Source organism: Pseudomonas sp. B2M1-30 (assembly GCF_025447575.1).
Taxonomy (GTDB): domain Bacteria; phylum Pseudomonadota; class Gammaproteobacteria; order Pseudomonadales; family Pseudomonadaceae; genus Aquipseudomonas; species Aquipseudomonas botevensis.
The window spans coordinates 383,853-402,474 of sequence record NZ_JAOEJT010000004.1; the positions used below are offsets into that span (position 1 = coordinate 383,853).

At 60.1% G+C, this 18,622-nt stretch carries 19 protein-coding genes and 1 tRNA gene; 14 read left to right on the plus strand and 6 right to left on the minus strand.

What is annotated here, in order from left to right; translation table 11 throughout:
* The first annotated feature begins 150 nt into the window (after nucleotides 1–150).
* From ruvC to nadA, 14 genes are all read left to right on the plus strand, one after another.
* Nucleotides 151–675 carry a crossover junction endodeoxyribonuclease RuvC gene (gene ruvC, locus N8H74_RS11155; RefSeq protein WP_217832838.1) on the plus strand — a complete coding sequence of 175 codons (525 nt, stop codon included), beginning with the start codon at nucleotides 151–153 and terminating at the stop codon, nucleotides 673–675.
* A 114-nt stretch (nucleotides 676–789) separates the two neighbouring features.
* Entirely contained in the window at nucleotides 790–1,398 is a 609-nt protein-coding gene (ruvA, locus tag N8H74_RS11160; RefSeq protein WP_007951205.1) for a Holliday junction branch migration protein RuvA, read from the plus strand.
* On the plus strand, nucleotides 1,399–2,460 hold the full coding sequence (gene ruvB / locus N8H74_RS11165; protein ID WP_262147551.1) for a Holliday junction branch migration DNA helicase RuvB: 1,062 nt from the start codon (nucleotides 1,399–1,401) through the stop codon (nucleotides 2,458–2,460).
* Nucleotides 2,461–2,587: 127 nt separating this feature from the next.
* Nucleotides 2,588–3,055 (plus strand): tol-pal system-associated acyl-CoA thioesterase, encoded by a 468-nt coding sequence (ybgC, locus tag N8H74_RS11170; RefSeq protein ID WP_007951203.1) that lies wholly within the window; start codon nucleotides 2,588–2,590, stop codon nucleotides 3,053–3,055.
* On the plus strand, nucleotides 3,045–3,740 hold the full coding sequence (gene tolQ / locus N8H74_RS11175; protein ID WP_217832840.1) for a protein TolQ: 696 nt from the start codon (nucleotides 3,045–3,047) through the stop codon (nucleotides 3,738–3,740). Before ybgC ends, tolQ begins: the two co-directional genes overlap by 11 nt.
* Before the next feature lie 23 nt (nucleotides 3,741–3,763).
* On the plus strand, nucleotides 3,764–4,216 hold the full coding sequence (tolR, locus tag N8H74_RS11180; protein WP_217832960.1) for a protein TolR: 453 nt from the start codon (nucleotides 3,764–3,766) through the stop codon (nucleotides 4,214–4,216).
* The gene (gene tolA, locus N8H74_RS11185; RefSeq protein WP_217832841.1) at nucleotides 4,216–5,295 is read left to right on the plus strand and encodes a cell envelope integrity protein TolA; all 1,080 of its coding nucleotides are present in this window, start codon (nucleotides 4,216–4,218) and stop codon (nucleotides 5,293–5,295) included. The genes tolR and tolA overlap by 1 nt, the downstream gene beginning before the upstream one ends.
* Before the next feature lie 17 nt (nucleotides 5,296–5,312).
* Nucleotides 5,313–6,593, plus strand: coding sequence for a Tol-Pal system beta propeller repeat protein TolB (tolB, locus tag N8H74_RS11190; RefSeq protein WP_217832961.1), 1,281 nt, complete (start codon nucleotides 5,313–5,315; stop codon nucleotides 6,591–6,593).
* Nucleotides 6,594–6,645: 52 nt separating this feature from the next.
* Nucleotides 6,646–7,143, plus strand: coding sequence for a peptidoglycan-associated lipoprotein Pal (gene pal / locus N8H74_RS11195; RefSeq protein WP_003178634.1), 498 nt, complete (start codon nucleotides 6,646–6,648; stop codon nucleotides 7,141–7,143).
* A 6-nt stretch (nucleotides 7,144–7,149) separates the two neighbouring features.
* On the plus strand, nucleotides 7,150–7,995 hold the full coding sequence (ybgF, locus tag N8H74_RS11200; protein ID WP_217832842.1) for a tol-pal system protein YbgF: 846 nt from the start codon (nucleotides 7,150–7,152) through the stop codon (nucleotides 7,993–7,995).
* 182 nt (nucleotides 7,996–8,177) lie between these two features.
* Nucleotides 8,178–8,825 carry a 7-carboxy-7-deazaguanine synthase QueE gene (gene queE, locus N8H74_RS11205; protein ID WP_217832843.1) on the plus strand — a complete coding sequence of 216 codons (648 nt, stop codon included), beginning with the start codon at nucleotides 8,178–8,180 and terminating at the stop codon, nucleotides 8,823–8,825.
* A 1-nt stretch (nucleotide 8,826) separates the two neighbouring features.
* Entirely contained in the window at nucleotides 8,827–9,519 is a 693-nt protein-coding gene (gene queC, locus N8H74_RS11210) for a 7-cyano-7-deazaguanine synthase QueC (protein WP_262147554.1), read from the plus strand.
* A 63-nt stretch (nucleotides 9,520–9,582) separates the two neighbouring features.
* Nucleotides 9,583–9,658: transfer RNA gene (locus N8H74_RS11215), tRNA-Lys, on the plus strand.
* A 270-nt stretch (nucleotides 9,659–9,928) separates the two neighbouring features.
* Entirely contained in the window at nucleotides 9,929–10,987 is a 1,059-nt protein-coding gene (gene nadA / locus N8H74_RS11220) for a quinolinate synthase NadA (protein WP_262147555.1), read from the plus strand.
* A 123-nt stretch (nucleotides 10,988–11,110) separates the two neighbouring features.
* Here the strand turns inward: nadA and N8H74_RS11225 are convergent, their stop codons facing one another.
* The 6 genes from N8H74_RS11225 to gcvH all read right to left on the minus strand — a co-directional run bounded on the left by N8H74_RS11225 (nucleotide 11,111) and on the right by gcvH (nucleotide 18,446).
* Nucleotides 11,111–11,599 (minus strand): RDD family protein, encoded by a 489-nt coding sequence (locus tag N8H74_RS11225; RefSeq protein WP_262147556.1) that lies wholly within the window; start codon nucleotides 11,597–11,599, stop codon nucleotides 11,111–11,113.
* A gap of 97 nt (nucleotides 11,600–11,696) precedes the next feature.
* Nucleotides 11,697–11,909, minus strand: a complete 213-nt coding sequence (locus tag N8H74_RS11230; RefSeq protein WP_065258514.1) for a cold-shock protein — start codon at nucleotides 11,907–11,909, stop codon at nucleotides 11,697–11,699.
* Nucleotides 11,910–12,313: 404 nt separating this feature from the next.
* On the minus strand, nucleotides 12,314–13,438 hold the full coding sequence (gene gcvT, locus N8H74_RS11235) for a glycine cleavage system aminomethyltransferase GcvT (protein ID WP_262147558.1): 1,125 nt from the start codon (nucleotides 13,436–13,438) through the stop codon (nucleotides 12,314–12,316).
* A gap of 176 nt (nucleotides 13,439–13,614) precedes the next feature.
* On the minus strand, nucleotides 13,615–14,991 hold the full coding sequence (locus N8H74_RS11240; RefSeq protein ID WP_262147560.1) for an L-serine ammonia-lyase: 1,377 nt from the start codon (nucleotides 14,989–14,991) through the stop codon (nucleotides 13,615–13,617).
* 207 nt (nucleotides 14,992–15,198) lie between these two features.
* Complete coding sequence (gcvP, locus tag N8H74_RS11245; protein WP_262147562.1) at nucleotides 15,199–18,051, minus strand: aminomethyl-transferring glycine dehydrogenase; 2,853 nt, start codon at nucleotides 18,049–18,051, stop codon at nucleotides 15,199–15,201.
* A gap of 11 nt (nucleotides 18,052–18,062) precedes the next feature.
* A complete protein-coding gene (gcvH, locus tag N8H74_RS11250; RefSeq protein WP_262147564.1) occupies nucleotides 18,063–18,446 on the minus strand; it encodes a glycine cleavage system protein GcvH in 384 nt (127 codons plus the stop codon).
* Between the last annotated feature and the right edge of the window lie 176 nt (nucleotides 18,447–18,622).

The following is an 18,622-nucleotide window of genomic DNA, read 5'->3' on the forward strand; positions in this document are numbered from 1 at the left end:
CTACGATTGAATGTGGGAGCGGGCTTGCTCGCGAAGGCGGCGTATCAGCAAACATTGATGCTGAATGACACACCGTTTTCGCGAGCAAGCCCGCTCCCACATTGGTTATTCGCTGTTTGAATTTATGTGTTTACCGACTCCACAGGCGTTATGACTTTAATTCTTGGTATCGACCCCGGTTCGCGCATCACCGGTTACGGCGTGGTACGCGATACCGGGCGTGGTTGCGTGTACGTGGCTTCGGGTTGCATTCGCACCGGAGGCGGCGAACTGCATGAGCGTCTGCAAATCGTCTACCGCGGCGTGCGGGAGATCATTCAGACCTACGGCCCGGTGACCATGGGCATCGAAAAGGTGTTCATGGCGCGCAACGCCGATTCGGCGCTGAAGCTCGGCCAGGCCCGAGGAGCGGCCATCGTTGCCGGCGCCGAGGAAAGCCTGGAAATCGCCGAGTACACGGCGACCCAGGTCAAGCAGGCGGTGGTCGGCACCGGTGCGGCGAACAAGGAACAGGTGCAAATGATGGTCATGCACATGCTCAAACTCACTAGCAAGCCGCAGATCGACGCCTCGGACGCCCTGGCGATTGCCATTTGTCATGCCCACACCCGGGCGAGCCTGTTGCCCCATGGGTTGGGGACGGCACGCAGTCGTGGCGGACGCCTGCGTCTCTGATAGCATCAGCAGTTATTTTTACGCAAGGCGGGTTTTGCGCCTGGGTCGTCGGCCCGAAACCCGGCCTCTGTCAGTCGCCAGCCCACCGCTGGCCAACGCTCAAGGATCTGAAACGTGATTGGACGCTTGCGCGGCACACTGGCTGAAAAGCAGCCGCCGCACCTGATTCTGGATGTAAACGGCCTCGGGTATGAGCTGGAAGTGCCCATGACCACCCTCTATCGTCTGCCGTCGGTCGGTGAACCGCTGACCTTGCACACCCATTTGGTCGTACGTGAAGACGCGCAGTTACTCTATGGCTTTGCCGGCAAGCGTGAGCGAGACTTTTTTCGTGAGTTGATCCGTCTCAATGGTGTCGGGCCGAAACTGGCCCTGGCCTTGATGTCGAGCCTGGAAGTCGACGAGCTGATCCGTTGCGTGCAATCCCAGGACACTTCGGCGTTGACCAAAGTGCCGGGGGTCGGCAAGAAAACCGCTGAGCGTCTGCTGGTCGAGCTCAAGGATCGCTTCAAGGCGTGGGAAACCTCGCCGGCCATGTTTGCCCTGGTGCCGAACCAGCCCGATGGCCCGGCGCCGGTCAACACCGCCGAAAACGACGCGGTCAGCGCGCTGATTTCCCTGGGCTACAAGCCGCAGGAAGCGAGCAAGGCGATTTCCGCGATCAAGGAGAAAGGCTTGAGCAGTGAAGACATGATTCGCCGTGCCCTGAAGGGAATGATTTAAGTGATTGAAGCTGATCGTCTGATCGCCGCCACGCACAGTCCGCGTGAGCGCGAAGAAGTCCAGGATCGGGCGATTCGCCCCGTCAGTCTGGCCGAATACATCGGCCAGCCGACCGTGCGCGAGCAAATGGAACTGTTCATCCAGGCCGCCCGTGGCCGCAGCGAGTCCCTCGATCACACGCTGATCTTCGGCCCGCCGGGCCTGGGCAAAACCACCCTGGCCAACATCATTGCCCAGGAAATGGGCGTGTCGATCAAGAGCACCTCGGGTCCGGTACTTGAGCGGCCGGGGGACCTGGCGGCGCTGTTGACCAATCTCGAGCCCCATGACGTGTTGTTCATCGACGAAATCCATCGGTTGTCGCCGATCGTCGAAGAAGTGCTGTACCCGGCCATGGAAGATTTCCAGCTCGACATCATGATCGGCGAAGGGCCGGCGGCGCGCTCGATCAAGCTCGATCTGCCGCCGTTCACCCTGGTGGGCGCGACCACCCGGGCGGGCATGCTGACCAACCCGTTGCGCGACCGTTTCGGCATCGTCCAGCGTCTGGAGTTCTACAGCACTTCGGACCTGGCGACCATTGTCAGCCGTTCGGCGAATATCCTCGGCTTGCCGCTGGATCCGGAAGGCTCCTTCGAAATTGCCCGTCGCGCCCGTGGTACGCCGCGAATCGCCAACCGGCTGTTGCGGCGGGTGCGGGATTTCGCTGAAGTCCGGGCCAAGGGCCACATTACCAAGGCCGTGGCCGATCAGGCACTGAATCTGCTGGATGTCGACGAACATGGTTTCGATCATCAGGACCGGCGCCTGCTGTTGACCATGATCGAGAAGTTCGATGGCGGCCCGGTGGGCATCGACAGCCTGGCGGCGGCGATCAGCGAGGAGCGTCACACTATCGAGGACGTGCTGGAGCCGTACCTGATCCAGCAGGGTTACATCATGCGCACGCCGCGAGGCCGGGTGGTGACCCGGCACGCGTACCTGCACTTTGGTTTAAACATTCCGACACGAATGGGCGAGATGCCCGTGGTAGACGAGTTTCTCGATGCCGTGGACGATTAATACACATTTATTGTCGATTTATTCAGCGTTTGTACTGTCTCAGGACGGTACTTTTGCGGTAAAGCCTTCGAACAATGAAAAACAGTTGCCTGGCCGGATTGGCAACCCGAGGAGTAAGCACTAGAGTATGCGCGCGCAAAACGGGCTTGAGCCGTTCGCACATCGTTGTCGCGTTTATTACGAGGACACCGATGCGGGCGGCATCGTGTATTACGTTAATTACCTCAAGTTTATGGAACGGGCTCGAACCGAGCGGCTCCGCGAGCTGGGCTTTGCCCAGTCGGCGCTGGCAGGGGAGGACCTGTTGTTTGTCGTGCATTCCAGCGAAGCGCGTTATCACGCGCCGGCGCGACTGGACGACGAACTGCTGGTAAGCGCTGATGTAATCGAATTGAACCGTGCCAGCCTGCGCTTCAGACAGCAGGTCAGGCGGGCGACGGATAATGTGCTGCTCTGCGAAGGGCAGTTTCTGGTGGCCTGTGTGCGCACTAACAGTTTGAAACCCCGGGCCCTTCCCGAAGACCTGCGTGCGGCCTTTGCCGACGCGGTCGGCACGGGTACACACTCAAAGCAGGAGATAAAGCGTGGAAGCTAACGTCGTCGACCATTCCTCCATGTGGAGCCTGGTCAGCAATGCCAGCATCGTGGTGCAGTTGGTAATGTTGACCCTGGTGGCCGCATCGGTGACCTCATGGATCATGATCTTTCAGCGCAGCAATCTGCTGCGCGCCGGTCGACGTGCCCTGGAGAGCTTCGAGGAGCGCTTCTGGTCGGGTATCGACCTGTCCAAACTCTATCGCCAGGCCGGCAGCAACCCGGATCCGGATTCGGGTGTGGAGCAGATCTTCCGCGCCGGTTTCAAGGAGTTCTCCCGTCTGCGTCAGCAGCCAGGTGTCGATCCTGAAGCGGTGATGGAAGGCGTGGCCCGTGCCATGCGCGTTGCCATCTCCCGCGAAGAAGAGAAGCTGGAGCAGAGCCTGCCGTTCCTCGCGACCGTTGGTTCGGTCAGCCCGTACATCGGTCTGTTCGGTACGGTCTGGGGCATCATGAACTCCTTCCGTGGTTTGGCCAGTGCGCAGCAGGCGACCCTGGCCACCGTGGCTCCGGGTATCGCCGAAGCTCTGGTTGCTACCGCTATCGGTCTGTTCGCCGCGATCCCGGCCGTTATCGCTTACAACCGTTTCTCTGCCCGCAGCGAAACCTTGCTGGGCCGCTACTACACCTTCGCCGATGAGTTCCAGGCGATCCTGCACCGTAAAGTGCACACCAGCGAAGACTGAGCAGGTAATTCCCGATGGCTTTAATCGCTCGAGCCCGAAACAAGCGCAAGCCGGTCGCCGAGATGAACGTAGTGCCTTACATCGACGTGATGCTGGTGCTGCTGGTCATCTTCATGGTGACGGCTCCGATGCTCAATCAGGGCGTGAAAGTGGATCTGCCCAAGGTTTCCAGCGAAGCCTTGCCGCAGGACAACAACACCCAGGTGCTGACCATCTCGATCAAGGCTGACAAGACCTACTACTGGAACCTTGGCAGCGAAGTCGACACCGACAAGCAGCAGGACAGGGCGATGACCCTGCCGCAGATGACCGACGCGGTGACCAAGATCATTCGTGTCGGCAATGAAAACGGCAAGCACACCCAGGTCTTCATTCGCGGCGACAAGAGCGTCGACTACGGCGCCGTGATGGGCGCAATGGGCGGCCTGCAAAAAGCCGGGGTCGGTAATGTTGGTTTGATTACCGAGGCCCCCTGATGCAGCAACAGCGAGAGCCGTCTGCCTCGGAAAGCTACTTCTGGCCCAGTGTCTGGGCGATTGGCTTGCACGTGCTGGTGTTCGGCATGCTGTTCGTCAGTTTCGCCCTGACGCCGGAGCTGCCGCCGGCCAAGCCGATTGTCCAGGCGACCCTGTACCAACTGAAATCGAAAAGTCAGGCAACCACCCAGACCAATCAGAAGATTGCGGGTGAGGCGAAGAAATCCGCCGCGCGCCAGACCGAAGTCGAGCAGATGGAACAGAAAAAGGTCGAGCAGGAAGCGATAAAGGCTGCGGAACAAAAGAAAGAAGAAGCGGCTCAAAAGGCCGAGGAAGCCAAGAAGGCCGATGAGGCGAAGAAAGCGGACGAGGCGAAAAAGGCTGATGAAGCCAAGAAAGCCGATGACGCGAAGAAAGCCGCCGACGCCAAGAAGGCAGAAGAGAAACAATTGGCTGATATAGCCAAGAAGAAAGCTGAAGAAGAAGCCAAGAAGGCTGCTGAAGAAGAGGCCAAGAAAGCGGCCGCTGAAGAAGCCAAGAAGAAGATCGTCGAAGACGCGAAGAAGAAAGCCGCCGAAGACGCCAAGAAGAAAGCTGAAGCTGAAGAGGCGAAGAAGAAAGTCGCCGACGAAGCGAAGAAGAAAGCTGCTGCCGATGCTGCGAAGAAAAAATCGCAGGAGGCGGCACGTAAATCCGCCGAAGACAAAAAGGCTCAGGCCCTGGCAGATTTGCTTTCCGACACGCCGCAGCGTCAGCAGGCCTTGGCCGATGAGCAGGGTGACGAAGTCGCGGGCAGTTTCGATGACCTGATTCGTGCGCGAGCAGCGGAAGGCTGGGCACGTCCACCTTCGGCACGCAAAGGCATGACGGTCGTGCTGCAAATCGGCATGTTGCCGGACGGTACGGTGACTTCGGTCAGCGTGGCCAAGTCCAGTGGCGACGGTCCGTTCGATGCTTCGGCAGTGGCGGCGGTCAAGAATATTGGACGTTTGACGGAAATGCAGGGAATGAAGCCGAGCGATTTCGCTCCGTATCGTTCGTTCAAGATGACATTTACACCTGAGGATCTAGCCTTGTGAGAAACCTTCTTCGAGGAATGCTCGTTGTGATCTGCTGCATGGCAGGGATCGCGATGGCAGATGAAAAGAACATTCTGGTTACCAGCGGCAGTGATCGGGCCACCCCGATCGCGGTTGTGCCGTTCGGTTTCCAGGGCGGTGCCGTCCTGCCGGATGACATGGCTGAAATCATTGGTAACGATTTGCGGAACTCGGGCTACTACTCGCCGATTCCGAAGCAGAACCTGATCGGCCAGCCGAGCCAGGCCAGCGAAATCATCTTCCGTGACTTCAAGGCACTGGGTGCGCAGTACGTCATGGTCGGCAGCATCGTTCCGGCCGGCGGCAAACTGTCGGTGAACTATGCGCTGTTCAACGTCGCGACCGAGCAGCAAGTGCTGACCGGCTCGGTGTCGGGCGGTGTCGATCAGTTGCGTGACATGGCGCACTACATCTCCGACCAGTCGTTCGAAAAGCTCACCGGTATCAAAGGTGCATTCTCCACTCGCCTGCTGTACGTGACGGCCGAGCGTTTCTCCGAGAAGAACACCCGTTACACCCTGCAGCGTTCGGACTATGACGGTGCCCGCGCCGTGACCCTGCTGCAATCGCGCGAGCCGATCCTGTCGCCGCGTTTCGCACCGGATGGCAAGCGTATCGCCTACGTGTCGTTCGAACAGAAGCGTCCGCGCATCTTCATGCAGAACATCGACACCGGTCGCCGCGAGCAGATCACCAACTTCGAAGGCCTGAACGGCGCGCCGGCCTGGTCGCCGGATGGCAATCGTCTGGCGTTCGTGCTGTCGAAGGACGGTAACCCGGACATCTACGTGATGAACCTCGGTTCGCGTCAGATCACCCGTGTGACTGCGGGTCCTGGCATCAACACCGAACCGTACTGGGGCAAGGATGGTTCGACCATCTATTTCACCTCCGACCGTGGTGGCAAGCCGCAGATCTACAAGACCAGCGCCGGTGGCGGTGGTGCCGAGCGCGTGACGTTCGTAGGTAACTACAACGCCAACCCGAAGCTTTCGGCGGATGAAAAGACCCTGGTGATGATCCATCGTCAGGACGGTTTCACCAATTTCAAAGTGGCGGCTCAGGATTTGCAACGCGGAAGTGTAAAAATCCTCACTGATAGCACTCTGGACGAGTCGCCTACTGTTGCGCCCAACGGCACCATGGTAATCTACGCCACCCGCCAGCAGGGCCGGGGAGTCTTGATGCTCGTGTCCATTAATGGACGCGTGAGGCTCCCGCTTCCTACCGCTCAAGGCGAAGTCAGAGAACCGTCCTGGTCCCCTTACCTGAACTGACGCGGCGCTTTACGTTTTACTTAACACACTGGGGTTCATTAGGAGTTTCACGATGGAAATGCTGAAGTTTGGTAAATTTGCTGCGCTGGCTCTGGCCATGGCTGTAGCTGTAGGTTGCTCCTCCAAGGGCGGCGACAACGCTGGTGAAGGCGCTGTTGATCCAAACGCTGGTTACGGCGCAAACACTGGTGCAGTTGACGGTTCCCTGAGCGAAGAAGCTGCTCTGCGCGCAATCACCACCTTCTACTTCGAATACGACAGCTCGGACCTGAAGCCAGAAGCCATGCGCGCTCTGGACGTTCACGCCAAAGACCTGAAAGCAAACGGCGCTCGCGTTGTTCTGGAAGGCAACACCGACGAACGTGGTACTCGTGAGTACAACATGGCACTGGGCGAGCGTCGTGCGAAAGCCGTTCAGCGCTACCTGGTACTGCAAGGTGTTTCCCCAGCTCAGCTGGAACTGGTTTCCTACGGCGAAGAGCGTCCAGTTGCTACCGGCAACGACGAGCAGTCCTGGGCTCAAAACCGTCGCGTCGAACTGCGTAAGTAATTCGATATGCGAACGTGCCGTCGTGCTGTAACTGTTCTGGCTCTCAGCCTCGCGCCGCTTGCGGCGTGGGCTGCGGTTCCTGTGGTCGATGACAACTCCGGTTATAACAATAGCGGGAGCAGTTATCCGCCTGCGGGTTACGGTACGAACGGCGCCTATGCCGGGGGAGCGGCTTCGGCCCCTGCCTCGGCAAACGGCATGCTGTTCAACCAATTGCAACAGATGCAGGATCAGATTTCGCGCCAGCAAGGCGTGATCGAAGAACTGCAGAATCAGGTTGCGCGCATGAAGCAGGAATCCCTGGAGCGATACCAGGATCTTGATCGGCGCATAGGATCCGGTGCTGCACCTGCCGCGACTCCTGAGAATTCTTCTGCCGGTGGCGATGCAAGTGCTGCCGCCGGTGCTGCGGGTGCCGCCGCTGGCGCCGGGGCTGCTGCAGCCCAGGCACCTGCCGCTGGTGGTGAACCGGCTGATCCGGCCAAGGAAAAGCTGTATTACGATGCTGCTTTCGACCTGATCAAAGCCAAGGATTTCGACAAGGCCAGCCAGGCTTTCTCGGCATTCCTGCGCAAATACCCGAACAGCCAATACGCGGGCAACGCCCAGTACTGGTTGGGTGAAGTAAACCTGGCCAAAGGTGATCTGCAAGGTGCGGGTCAGGCCTTCGCCAAGGTTTCGCAGCTGTATCCCAAGCACGCCAAGGTGCCGGACTCGCTGTACAAGCTGGCTGACGTAGAGCGCCGCCTCGGTCACACCGACAAGGTAAAAGGCATTCTGCAGCAGGTCGTGGCCCAGTATCCGGGTACGTCCGCCGCTCAGTTGGCCCAGCGCGATCTGCAGCGCATGTAAGGCGACTGCCTTGTAAAAAGAGTTACCCCGTTTGGAAGAAACCCGCGCCTGTCGCGGGTTTTTTCGTTAGAATTCACGCCCTTTTTATGAAACACGCTTCTGGTGATCTGCGCGTTGGCGGGGTTGCCTGAAGTGCCTGACGGAGGCGGACAGCCTGTTTAGCTGTTACGCCCGTGGCGACTATGCAAGACACATTGAGAATCACCGAAGTTTTCTACTCGTTGCAGGGGGAAACGCGGACTGCCGGGCTGCCCACGGTTTTTGTGCGCCTGACCGGTTGCCCTTTGCGTTGCCAGTACTGCGACAGTGCCTACGCGTTCAGCGGCGGCACGATCCGTACCCTCGACGACATCCTTGAGCAAGTGGCCGGATTTCGCCCGCGTTACGTCTGCGTCACGGGTGGCGAGCCATTGGCGCAGCCCAATGCCATTCCTTTGCTAACGCAGTTGTGCGATGCCGGTTACGAAGTGTCGCTGGAAACCAGCGGCGCCCTCGATATCTCGCCGGTCGACCCGCGCGTCAGTCGTGTACTCGACCTGAAGACCCCGGGTTCGAAAGAAGCCCATCGCAATCGTTACGAGAACATTGAACTGCTGACCCCCAACGATCAGGTGAAGTTTGTCATCTGCTCGCGGGAGGACTATGACTGGGCCGTGTCCAAGCTGATTCAGTACGGTCTCGACCGGCGTGCCGGCGAAGTGCTGTTTTCTCCGAGCCATCACGATCTCAACGCACGGGATCTGGCGGACTGGATAGTCGCGGACAACCTGCCAGTGCGTTTGCAATTGCAGCTGCATAAATATCTTTGGAATGACGAGCCGGGGCGCTGAGATGACTGAACAACTGAACACCACTGAAAAGCGCGCGGTCATTTTGCTGTCCGGCGGACTGGACTCGGCCACCGTCGTGGCGATGGCTCGTGCTGAAGGCTATAGCTGCTACACCATGAGCTTCGATTACGGTCAGCGTTCCCACGCAGAACTGCACGCCGCTGCACGGGTCGCCCGTGATCTGGGCGTGGTCGAGCACAAAGTGATCGGCCTCAACCTGAATGGCATGGGCGGTTCGGCGCTGACCGACAGCGGCATCGACATTCCAGAAGAGCTGGGCGAAGGCATTCCGGTGACCTACGTACCGGCGCGCAATACCGTGTTTCTGTCGTTGGCATTGGGCTGGGCCGAAGTGCTGGGCGCCCGTGACATCTTTATCGGGGTCAACGCGGTGGATTATTCCGGTTACCCGGACTGCCGTCCCGAGTTCATCGAGTCTTTCGAGCGCATGGCCAATCTGGCGACCAAGGCGGGCGTGGAGGGCAACGGTTTTCGCATCCAGGCACCGCTGCAGAACCTGAGCAAGGCGCAGATTGTCGAGGCGGGCGTGAAGCTGGGCGTCGACTACGGGCTGACCGTTTCCTGCTATCAGGCTGACGATAATGGCCGTGCTTGCGGCAAATGCGACAGCTGCCGCCTGCGTGCTGACGGCTTTGCAGCAGCCGGAATCAGCGATCCAACACCTTATTTTTGATTATTTTCAAATTAGGTGTTGAATAGTCCTTAAAAATCAGTATTATACGCGCCACCACACAGCGGGTCGTTAGCTCAGTTGGTAGAGCAGTTGGCTTTTAACCAATTGGTCGTAGGTTCGAATCCCACACGACCCACCATATTTGGCGGTTTAGAAAATCCGGAAGGCCCACGAAAGTGAGGATTTCCGGGTTTTTTTTTGCCTGCGATTCAGCATTTCTCCGTTCGGCGCCTGCTGCGCTGACACAGGTCAGAATCATCTTTTGCATCAGCGGGATATTCTGTAGCCTTGCGCAGCTTCAACGCTGTCCGTGCCTGATAATACTCACTCTCCCGGCGGTGCCCTGAATGGGTCCGGAGCCGGGTGTATACTCGACTTTCGCGCGAATGCGCCTGCAGGTCTTGCGAACATGACGCAGATTTCCGAACGCCTCCTGGTACAAGCCCACCTCGATGCCAAGCAGCCCAAGCCGCTGTCGGCCGAGGAGGAGGCTCATTACCGTTCCGCCATCGCCGCCGAGCTCAAGGCTCAGGACGCGGTGCTGGTGGCCCACTTTTATTGCGATCCGATCATTCAGGCCCTGGCCGAAGAAACCGGCGGCTGTGTTTCCGACTCCCTGGAAATGGCCCGCTTCGGCAATGCGCATCCGGCCAAGACCGTGGTTGTTGCCGGCGTGAAATTCATGGGTGAGACCGCGAAGATTCTCAACCCGGAAAAACGCGTGCTGATGCCGACCCTGGAAGCGACGTGCTCGCTGGATCTGGGTTGCCCGGTGGATGAGTTCTCGGCGTTCTGCGATCAGCACCCTGAGCGTACCGTGGTGGTTTACGCCAATACTTCGGCGGCGGTCAAAGCCCGGGCGGACTGGGTGGTGACCTCCAGTTGCGCACTGGAAATCGTCGAAAGCTTGATGGATAACGGCGAGACCATTATCTGGGGGCCGGACAAGCACCTGGGCACCTACATCCAGCGTCAGACCGGCGCTGACATGCTGCTGTGGGACGGTGCCTGCATCGTCCACGAAGAGTTCAAGTCCAAGCAGCTGGAAGACATGAAGGCGCTGTATCCGGATGCGGCCATTCTGGTACACCCGGAGTCGCCGACTTCGGTGATCGAGCTGGCGGATGCCGTAGGCTCCACCAGTCAATTGATCGCCGCCGCCCAGACCCTGCCGAACAAGACCCTGATCGTGGCCACCGATCGCGGGATCTTCTACAAGATGCAGCAATTGTGTCCGGACAAGGTCTTCATCGAGGCGCCAACCGCCGGTAACGGCGCGGCGTGCCGCAGTTGCGCCCATTGCCCGTGGATGGCCATGAACACCCTGGAGCGCACGCTGAAGTGCCTGAAGGAGGGTTCGAACGAAATATTCGTCGACCCGGCGTTGATTCCCCAGGCGATTCGCCCGCTCAAGCGCATGCTCGATTTCACCCAGGCGGCGCGGATGAAGCTGGCCGGCAACGCTTAAGCGGCAAAAAAACTGTGGGAGCGGGCTTGCTCGCGAAGAGGGTTATCAGTCGACATCAAGGTTTACTGATACACCGCCTTCGCGAGCAAGCCTGCTCCCACATTTGTTTTCGGCGTCGGAAAATTATTTGCTCTTCTTCGGAATCCGCACCACGCGGGTATCGGAATAGATGTCATGCCAGGTGCGTTTCTGCTTGTCGAACAGCGACCAGAAAAAACCCACGCCCAGACACAGCCACGACGCGATGGACACCATGAACCGCAGCAGCGCCTGCCACAGGCTGATTGCGCGGCCATCGGCGTTCTGCACGCGAATGCCCCACACCTGCATGCCCAGCGTCTGGCCGGCGTGGGTCCAGAATTTGGCGAAGAAGGCGAACAGCACCAGCAGCAGCACGGTGGAGTACAGCGGGTCGCCATCCAGCTTCCCGGCATCGGTCAGGACACGCAGGCGCTCTTCGCCGATGATTGCGGCCTGAATCATCTTGTAGATGCCGCCGGTGACGATCAGCAGGGCGGTACACAGGAGGAAGTCATAGAACATCGCTGCCAGGCGACGGCCGAGGGCAACGGGGGGGAAGTCGCCCTGGGGGGTGAGCAGGTGTTTCGACATGGCAGCCTCTGGACCGGAAATGAAGCGCCATTTTACGGATTCGCGCGCACAAAAAAGCCCCTGATATCAATATCAGGGGCTTTTTCGTTACAGAAGATCAGGCTTCTGCGATGACTTCATCAGCCTGCATGCCTTTCTGGCCTTGCACGGCAACGAAGGTCACTTTCTGGCCTTCTTTCAGGCTCTTGAAGCCGCTGCCTTGAATGGCGCGGAAATGCACGAACAGATCCGGACCGCTTTCTGGAGTGATAAAACCAAAACCTTTCTCGTCGTTAAACCACTTGACGGTACCGCTCTGACGTGTGGACATTTCTTATTTCCTTTGACGCAAAAATTGATGACAGTCTCTTTCTCATGAAAGAGTACTGGGGCTGGTTGCAGGAGAGTAAGAAGACGTCGAACGGGATGTAGCTAACTTGTAGGCTACTGCCCAGGTCACGATTCCAAGCTGACCCATGCAAACACAGTGGACAAACTCTACGCCAACTACGGGAGGAAAAACAAGCCCCGTGAAGGCCCCGGTTTTCCTGCCCCTGATGGCAGTTAGTCGATTTGCGGAAGTGGCTTATACGATTAGCTTGTTCAATTGTTTTCGAACGTTATAAGCCAAGTTCATATTCGAATCGGATGTAAAAACAATGCACTATTTTATGGCGATTGCGTTACACATTAGTGCACGCATAACGCAATCGCGTTACTTATAGAAACAGTCAATCAACCGCGATAGTAGCGTTGTGGAACAAATGGCATTTTGCTTACAAGCATTTGCACCTTTTTCCCACGAACGATGGCCCAGACTGGCGTCTCAAGTGCGACATAAGCGCTGTCGAGGTAACCCATGGCCAGCGGTCCACCCAGGGTCGGGCCGAAACCGCCGCTGCACACGCTGCCGATGATTTCGCCGGCCTCGTTGACGATTTCCGCGCCTTCACGCACCGGGGTGCGTTCCTGCGGCAGCAGGCCGACGCGTTTGCGGGCGACGCCGTTCTGTTGCTGGGCGAAGATGTTTTCCGCCCCCGGGAAGCCGCCGGCCCGTGCGCCGTCGGCGCGCCGTGGCTTGGAGATTGCCCACAGGAGGCTGGCTTCGATCGGCGTGGTGTCGGTGTTCATGTCGTGGCCGTACAGGCACAGGCCGGCTTCCAGGCGTAGCGAGTCACGGGCGCCGAGGCCGATGGCTGCCACTTCCGGCTCGGCCAGCAGGGCGCGGGCGAGTTTTTCCGCGTCGGCGGCAGGCACCGAGATTTCGAAACCGTCTTCACCGGTGTAGCCCGAACGGCTGACGAAGCAATCCACGCCCAGCAATTGCACACGGTTGAACTGCATGAAGGTCATCTTCGCCACTTCCGGAGCCAGGCGTGCCAGCACGGTCACGGCGGCCGGGCCTTGCAGGGCGAGCAGGGCGCGGGCTTCGAACAGCGGCTCGATCGTGCACTGATCGCCGATGTGCTTTTGCAGATGGGCCAGGTCCTGATCCTTGCAGGCAGCGTTCACCACCAGGAACAGTTCGTCGTTGCCGAGATTGGCCACCATCAGGTCGTCGAGGATGCCGCCGGTCTCATGGGTGAACATGGCGTAACGCTGCATGCCCACCGGCAGGTCGATGATGTCCACCGGCACCAGGGTTTCCAGGGCTTTGGCGGCGTTGGCGCCGGTCAGGCGGATCTGGCCCATGTGCGAGACATCGAACAGCCCGGCCTGCTCGCGGGTGTGCTGGTGTTCTTTCATCACGCCCAGCGGGTATTGCACCGGCATGTCGTAGCCGGCGAACGGCACCATGCGGGCGCCGAGTTCGATGTGCAGAGCGTGCAGCGGGGTTTTCGACAGTTGTTCGGTGGACATGCGGGACTCCTTTCAAAGTGGGTTCCGGGTCAGGAGCAAAAGCCCCTCACCCCAGCCCTCTCCCGGAGGGAGAGGGCGTTGATTGTGTTTACCTCTCCCGGAAGGAGAGGGCGCTGGTTACCTTTGCTTCTCCCTTGGGGGGAGAGGGGATGAATACGTTTGATCCGGGTGACGGATCAGCACTCGATAATGTTGACCGCCAGGCCGCCGCGGGCGGTTTCCTTGTATTTGCTTTTCATGTCGGCGCCGGTCTGGCGCATGGTGCGGATGACCTTGTCGAGGGAGACGAAGTGTTGCCCGTCGCCGCGCATGGCCATGCGCACGGCGTTGATTGCCTTGACCGAACCCATGGCATTGCGCTCGATGCACGGCACCTGCACCAGCCCGCCAATCGGGTCGCAGGTCAGGCCGAGGTTGTGTTCCATGCCGATTTCCGCCGCGTTTTCCACTTGTTGCACGCTGCCGCCGAGGACTTCGCACAGTGCGCCGGCGGCCATCGAGCAGGCGACGCCGACCTCGCCCTGACAGCCGACTTCGGCGCCGGAAATCGAAGCGTTTTCCTTGTACAGAATGCCGATGGCGGCGGCAGTCAGCAGGAAACGCACCACGCCATCGTCGTTCGCGCCGGGGATGAAGCGCATGTAGTAATGCAGCACGGCCGGAATAATCCCTGCCGCACCGTTGGTCGGTGCCGTGACCACGCGCCCGCCGTTGGCGTTTTCTTCGTTGACGGCGAGGGCGTAGAGATTGACCCAGTCGAGTACTGACAATGGATCGCGCAGCGAGGATTCCGGGTTCTTGCACAGTTGCCGATGCAAGGCTGCTGCCCGTCGTTTGACCTTGAGCCCGCCCTGCAGGATGCCTTCGTTGCGGCAACCGGCGGTCACGCAGTCCTGCATCACTTGCCAGATTTTCAGCAGGCCGGCGCGGGTTTCCGCTTCCGGGCGCCAGGCGCTTTCGTTGGTCAGCATCACCTGGCTGATCGACAGACCATAGGTGGCGCAATGACCGAGCAAGTCCTTGGCGCTCTTGAACGGGAAGGTCAGTTTGGTCGTGTCTTCGACGATGCGATCGGCGCCGGCCGCGTCCTCGTCGACGACAAAACCACCGCCGACCGAGTAGTACTCGCGGCTGCGGATCTGCAATCCGGCCGCGTCGAAGGCACGAAAAATCATGCCGTTGGGGTGATAAGCCAACGGTTTGCGGATCATCGCCAGATGTTCTTTCTCGTTGAACGCGATGCCGTGTTCGCCGAGCAGATTCAAGCGACCGCTGCCACGAATGTCTTGCAGGCGGGCGGCGACGGTTTCGGTGTCGACGGTGTCCGGGTGCTCGCCTTCAAGGCCCAGCAACACGGCTTTGTCGCTGCCGTGGCCCTTGCCGGTGGCACCGAGGGAACCGTACAGCTCGACTTTGACGCTGGTGGTGGCTGAGAGCAGGTTGTCCCGGCGCAGGCCTTCGACGAAGCGCGCGGCGGCACGCATCGGGCCGACGGTGTGAGAACTTGAGGGGCCGATGCCAATCTTGAACAGGTCGAACACGCTTAACGACATGAGTTGTTCTCCGGTTTCTTGTTATAGGAATTGGCGAAACGTCAGGCTTGGTGCAACTCCCCGGTGGAGGCGGGCTTGCTCGCGAAAACGGTCGGGACAGACAGCATCGGTGTGACTGACAAACCGCTTTCGCGAGCAAGCCCGCTCCCACGAAGAGAGTCGGGGTGTTCTTGAAGTGTGGGGCGAGCGAACCCGCCCCACACAGTCTTAAGCGTAGCTTTCGATCGACGGGCAGGCACAGACCAGGTTGCGGTCGCCGAACACGTTGTCGACGCGACCGACCGGCGGCCAGTATTTGGCTTCGATCAACGAGGCCACCGGGTAGACGGCTTGCTCGCGGCTGTACGGGTGAGTCCACTCGCCAACCAGTTCCGCTGCGGTGTGCGGAGCGTTTTTCAGCGGGTTGTCATCCTTGTCCAGGGTGCCGTTTTCCACCGCGCGGATTTCTTCGCGGATGCGGATCATGGCGTCGCAGAAGCGGTCCAGTTCTTCTTTGGATTCGCTTTCGGTCGGCTCGATCATCAGCGTGCCAGCCACCGGGAACGACATGGTCGGGGCGTGGAAGCCGAAGTCGATCAGGCGCTTGGCGACGTCATCGACGCTGATGCCGCTGCTGTCTTTCAGCGGGCGCAGGTCGAGGATGCATTCGTGTGCCACCAGGCCGTTGCTGCCGGTGTACAGCACTGGATAGTGCTCTTCGAGGCGACGGGAAATGTAGTTGGCGTTGAGGATCGCCAACTGCGAAGCACGCTTCAGGCCGGCGCCACCCATCATGCGAATGTACATCCAGGTGATCGGCAGAATGCTCGCGCTGCCGAACGGTGCCGCGCAGACCGCGCCTTCCTTGCGTTCCATCTGGGCGTGGCCCGGCAGGAACGGGGCGAGGTGCGATTTCACGCCGATCGGGCCGACGCCCGGGCCGCCACCGCCGTGCGGGATGCAGAAGGTTTTGTGCAGGTTCAGGTGCGAGACGTCGCCGCCGAACTTGCCTGGCGCGCAGAGGCCGACCATCGCGTTCATGTTGGCGCCGTCGATGTACACCTGGCCGCCGTTGTCATGAATGATCCCGCAGATTTCGCGGATGCCTTCTTCGAACACGCCGTGGGTCGACGGGTAGGTGATCATCAGCGCGGCGAGGTGTTCGCGGTGCTCGATGGCTTTGGCGCGCAGGTCTTCGATATCGACGTTGCCGCGGGCGTCGCACGCGGTCACCACCACACGCATGCCGGCCATTTGCGCGGTCGCCGGGTTGGTGCCGTGGGCGGACGACGGGATCAGGCAGATGTCGCGACGGTCTTCGCCACGGCTCTGGTGGTAGGCGCGGATGGCCAGCAGACCGGCGTACTCACCCTGGGAACCGGCGTTCGGTTGCAGCGAGATCGAGTCGTAACCGGTGGCGGCGCAGAGCATCGCTTCCAGTTCGTCGGTCAGTTGCTGGTAACCGGCGCTTTGCGCGGCCGGGGCGAACGGGTGCAGGGCGCCGAATTCGGCCCAGGTCACCGGGATCATTTCGCTGGCGGCGTTGAGTTTCATGGTGCACGAGCCCAGCGGGATCATGGTGCGATCCAGTGCCAGGTCCTTGTCCGCCAGTTTGCGCAGGTAGCGCATCAGCTCGGTTTCCGAGTGATAACGGTTGAACACCGGATGGTTGAGGATCGGCGACTGACGCTCCAGCGCGGCCGGGATGGTGCTCTGCACCGAGGCGGCGAGGGCGGCGAAGTCCGGCAGGGCCTTGCCGTCGGCGAACAGGCTCCACAGGGTTTCGATGTCAGCCTGGGTGGTGGTTTCGTCCACCGACAGACCCAGACGCTGGGCATCGACCACACGCAGGTTGATCTGCCGGGCGCGGGCCTTGTCGTGCAGGGCGGCGGTTTGCGCGCCGGTTGCCAGGGTCAGGGTGTCGAAGAAGTTCGCTTGCTCGACGTTCAGGCCCAGGGCGGTCAGACCCTTGGCGAGAATCGCGGTCAGGTGATGCACGCGATTGGCGATTTGGGTCAGGCCTTTGGGGCCGTGGTACACGGCGTACATGCTGGCGATGTTGGCGAGCAGCACTTGCGCGGTGCAGATGTTCGACGTGGCTTTCTCGCGGCGGATGTGTTGCTCGCGGGTCTGCATCGCCAGGCGCAGGGCCGGCTTGCCGAAACGGTCAACCGAAACACCGACCAGACGGCCCGGCATGTCGCGCTTGAACGCATCCTTGGTCGAGAAATACGCCGCGTGCGGGCCACCGAAGCCCAGCGGCACGCCGAAGCGTTGCGCGCTGCCGATGGCTACGTCGGCGCCGAACTCACCCGGCGGGGTCAGCAGGGTCAGGGCCAGCAGGTCGGCGGCCACGGCCACCAGCGCGTTGGCGGCGTGGAAGCGCTCGGTCAGTTCGCGATAGTCGAACAGGTCACCGTTGCTGGCCGGGTATTGCAGCAGGGCGCCGAAGAACGGCGTCACGTCGCTCAGCTCACGCTCGTCGCCCACCACGACTTCGATGCCCAGCGGCTCGGCACGGGTGCGCAGCACGTCGAGGGTTTGCGGGTGGCTGTGGATCGAGGCGAAGAACTTGTGGCTGCCCTTGTTCTTGCTCAGGCGTTTGCAGAAGGTCATGGCTTCGGCAGCGGCGGTGGCTTCGTCGAGCAAGGAGGCGTTGGCGATCGGCAGGCCGGTGAGGTCGCTGATCAGGGTCTGGAAGTTCAACAGCGCTTCGAGACGGCCCTGGGAGATTTCTGGCTGGTACGGGGTGTAAGCGGTGTACCAGGCCGGGTTTTCCAGCAGGTTGCGCAGGATCGGCGACGGCGTGTGGCAGTTGTAGTAGCCCTGGCCGATGTAGGTCTTGAACAGCTGGTTCTTGCCAGCGATGCCTTTGATCATCGCCAGTGCGTCGGCTTCGCTCAGGCCGTCGTCCATGCCGAGCACGCTGGTGCCCTTGATGCTTTCCGGGATGACGCTGGCGCTCAGGGCTTCCAGAGAGTCGAAGCCCAGGCTGTTGAGCATGGCTTGCTCGTCACCGGCGCGCGGGCCGATGTGACGGGCGATGAATTCGTTGGCGGTGCCGAGGTTTACTTGGGTCATGTCGGTACTCCTCAGGCTTCGGCTTGGGCTTTGATCAGACGGTCGTAGGCGTCCTGGTCCAGCAGTTTGCCGACAGCGGCGGCGTCGGTTGGCTTGAAGCGGAAGAACCAGCCTTCGCCCAGCGGATCTTCGTTGACCAGTTCCGGGCTGTCTTCCAGCGCCGGGTTGGTTTCCAGCACTTCGCCGTCGAGGGGCATGTACACGCCACTGGCGGCTTTGACCGATTCCACGGTGGCGGCTTCGGCGCCTTTGTCATAAGCCTGCAATTCAGGCAGTTGCACGAACACCACGTCGCCCAATGCGTTCTGCGCGAAAGCGGTGATGCCGACCGTGACGCTGCCGTCAGCTTCGGCGCGCAGCCATTCGTGATCTTCAGTAAAACGCAACTCGCTCATGGAAACTCCTAAGGGGCCAGACTCGTCTGGTGGACGCGGTGGAAGGCTGGGGCAGGAAAGCCCTTTATTTATGAGCGGGTACTTAGCAAAAACGCGGCCAATATAAAATTATCGTTATAAATCAAATAGTTATGTGATTTTTATGGCGCATAAGAAGATGTGGCTGTAGCGAAATC

Bases quoted from the DNA above. Each gene is read 5' to 3' on its own strand.
- ybgF (WP_217832842.1), top strand. From the start codon at position 7,150: ATGCGAACGTGCCGTCGTGCTGTAACTGTTCTGGCTCTCAGCCTCGCG.
- gcvT (WP_262147558.1), bottom strand. From the start codon at position 13,438: ATGTCCACCGAACAACTGTCGAAAACCCCGCTGCACGCTCTGCACATC.
- nadA (WP_262147555.1), top strand. From the start codon at position 9,929: ATGACGCAGATTTCCGAACGCCTCCTGGTACAAGCCCACCTCGATGCC.
- N8H74_RS11225 (WP_262147556.1), bottom strand. From the start codon at position 11,599: ATGTCGAAACACCTGCTCACCCCCCAGGGCGACTTCCCCCCCGTTGCC.
- tolB (WP_217832961.1), top strand. From the start codon at position 5,313: ATGCTCGTTGTGATCTGCTGCATGGCAGGGATCGCGATGGCAGATGAA.
- gcvP (WP_262147562.1), bottom strand. From the start codon at position 18,051: ATGACCCAAGTAAACCTCGGCACCGCCAACGAATTCATCGCCCGTCAC.
- pal (WP_003178634.1), top strand. From the start codon at position 6,646: ATGGAAATGCTGAAGTTTGGTAAATTTGCTGCGCTGGCTCTGGCCATG.
- queE (WP_217832843.1), top strand. From the start codon at position 8,178: ATGCAAGACACATTGAGAATCACCGAAGTTTTCTACTCGTTGCAGGGG.
- queC (WP_262147554.1), top strand. From the start codon at position 8,827: ATGACTGAACAACTGAACACCACTGAAAAGCGCGCGGTCATTTTGCTG.
- ruvC (WP_217832838.1), top strand. From the start codon at position 151: ATGACTTTAATTCTTGGTATCGACCCCGGTTCGCGCATCACCGGTTAC.
- N8H74_RS11230 (WP_065258514.1), bottom strand. From the start codon at position 11,909: ATGTCCACACGTCAGAGCGGTACCGTCAAGTGGTTTAACGACGAGAAA.
- ybgC (WP_007951203.1), top strand. From the start codon at position 2,588: ATGCGCGCGCAAAACGGGCTTGAGCCGTTCGCACATCGTTGTCGCGTT.
- N8H74_RS11240 (WP_262147560.1), bottom strand. From the start codon at position 14,991: ATGTCGTTAAGCGTGTTCGACCTGTTCAAGATTGGCATCGGCCCCTCA.
- tolA (WP_217832841.1), top strand. From the start codon at position 4,216: ATGCAGCAACAGCGAGAGCCGTCTGCCTCGGAAAGCTACTTCTGGCCC.
- gcvH (WP_262147564.1), bottom strand. From the start codon at position 18,446: ATGAGCGAGTTGCGTTTTACTGAAGATCACGAATGGCTGCGCGCCGAA.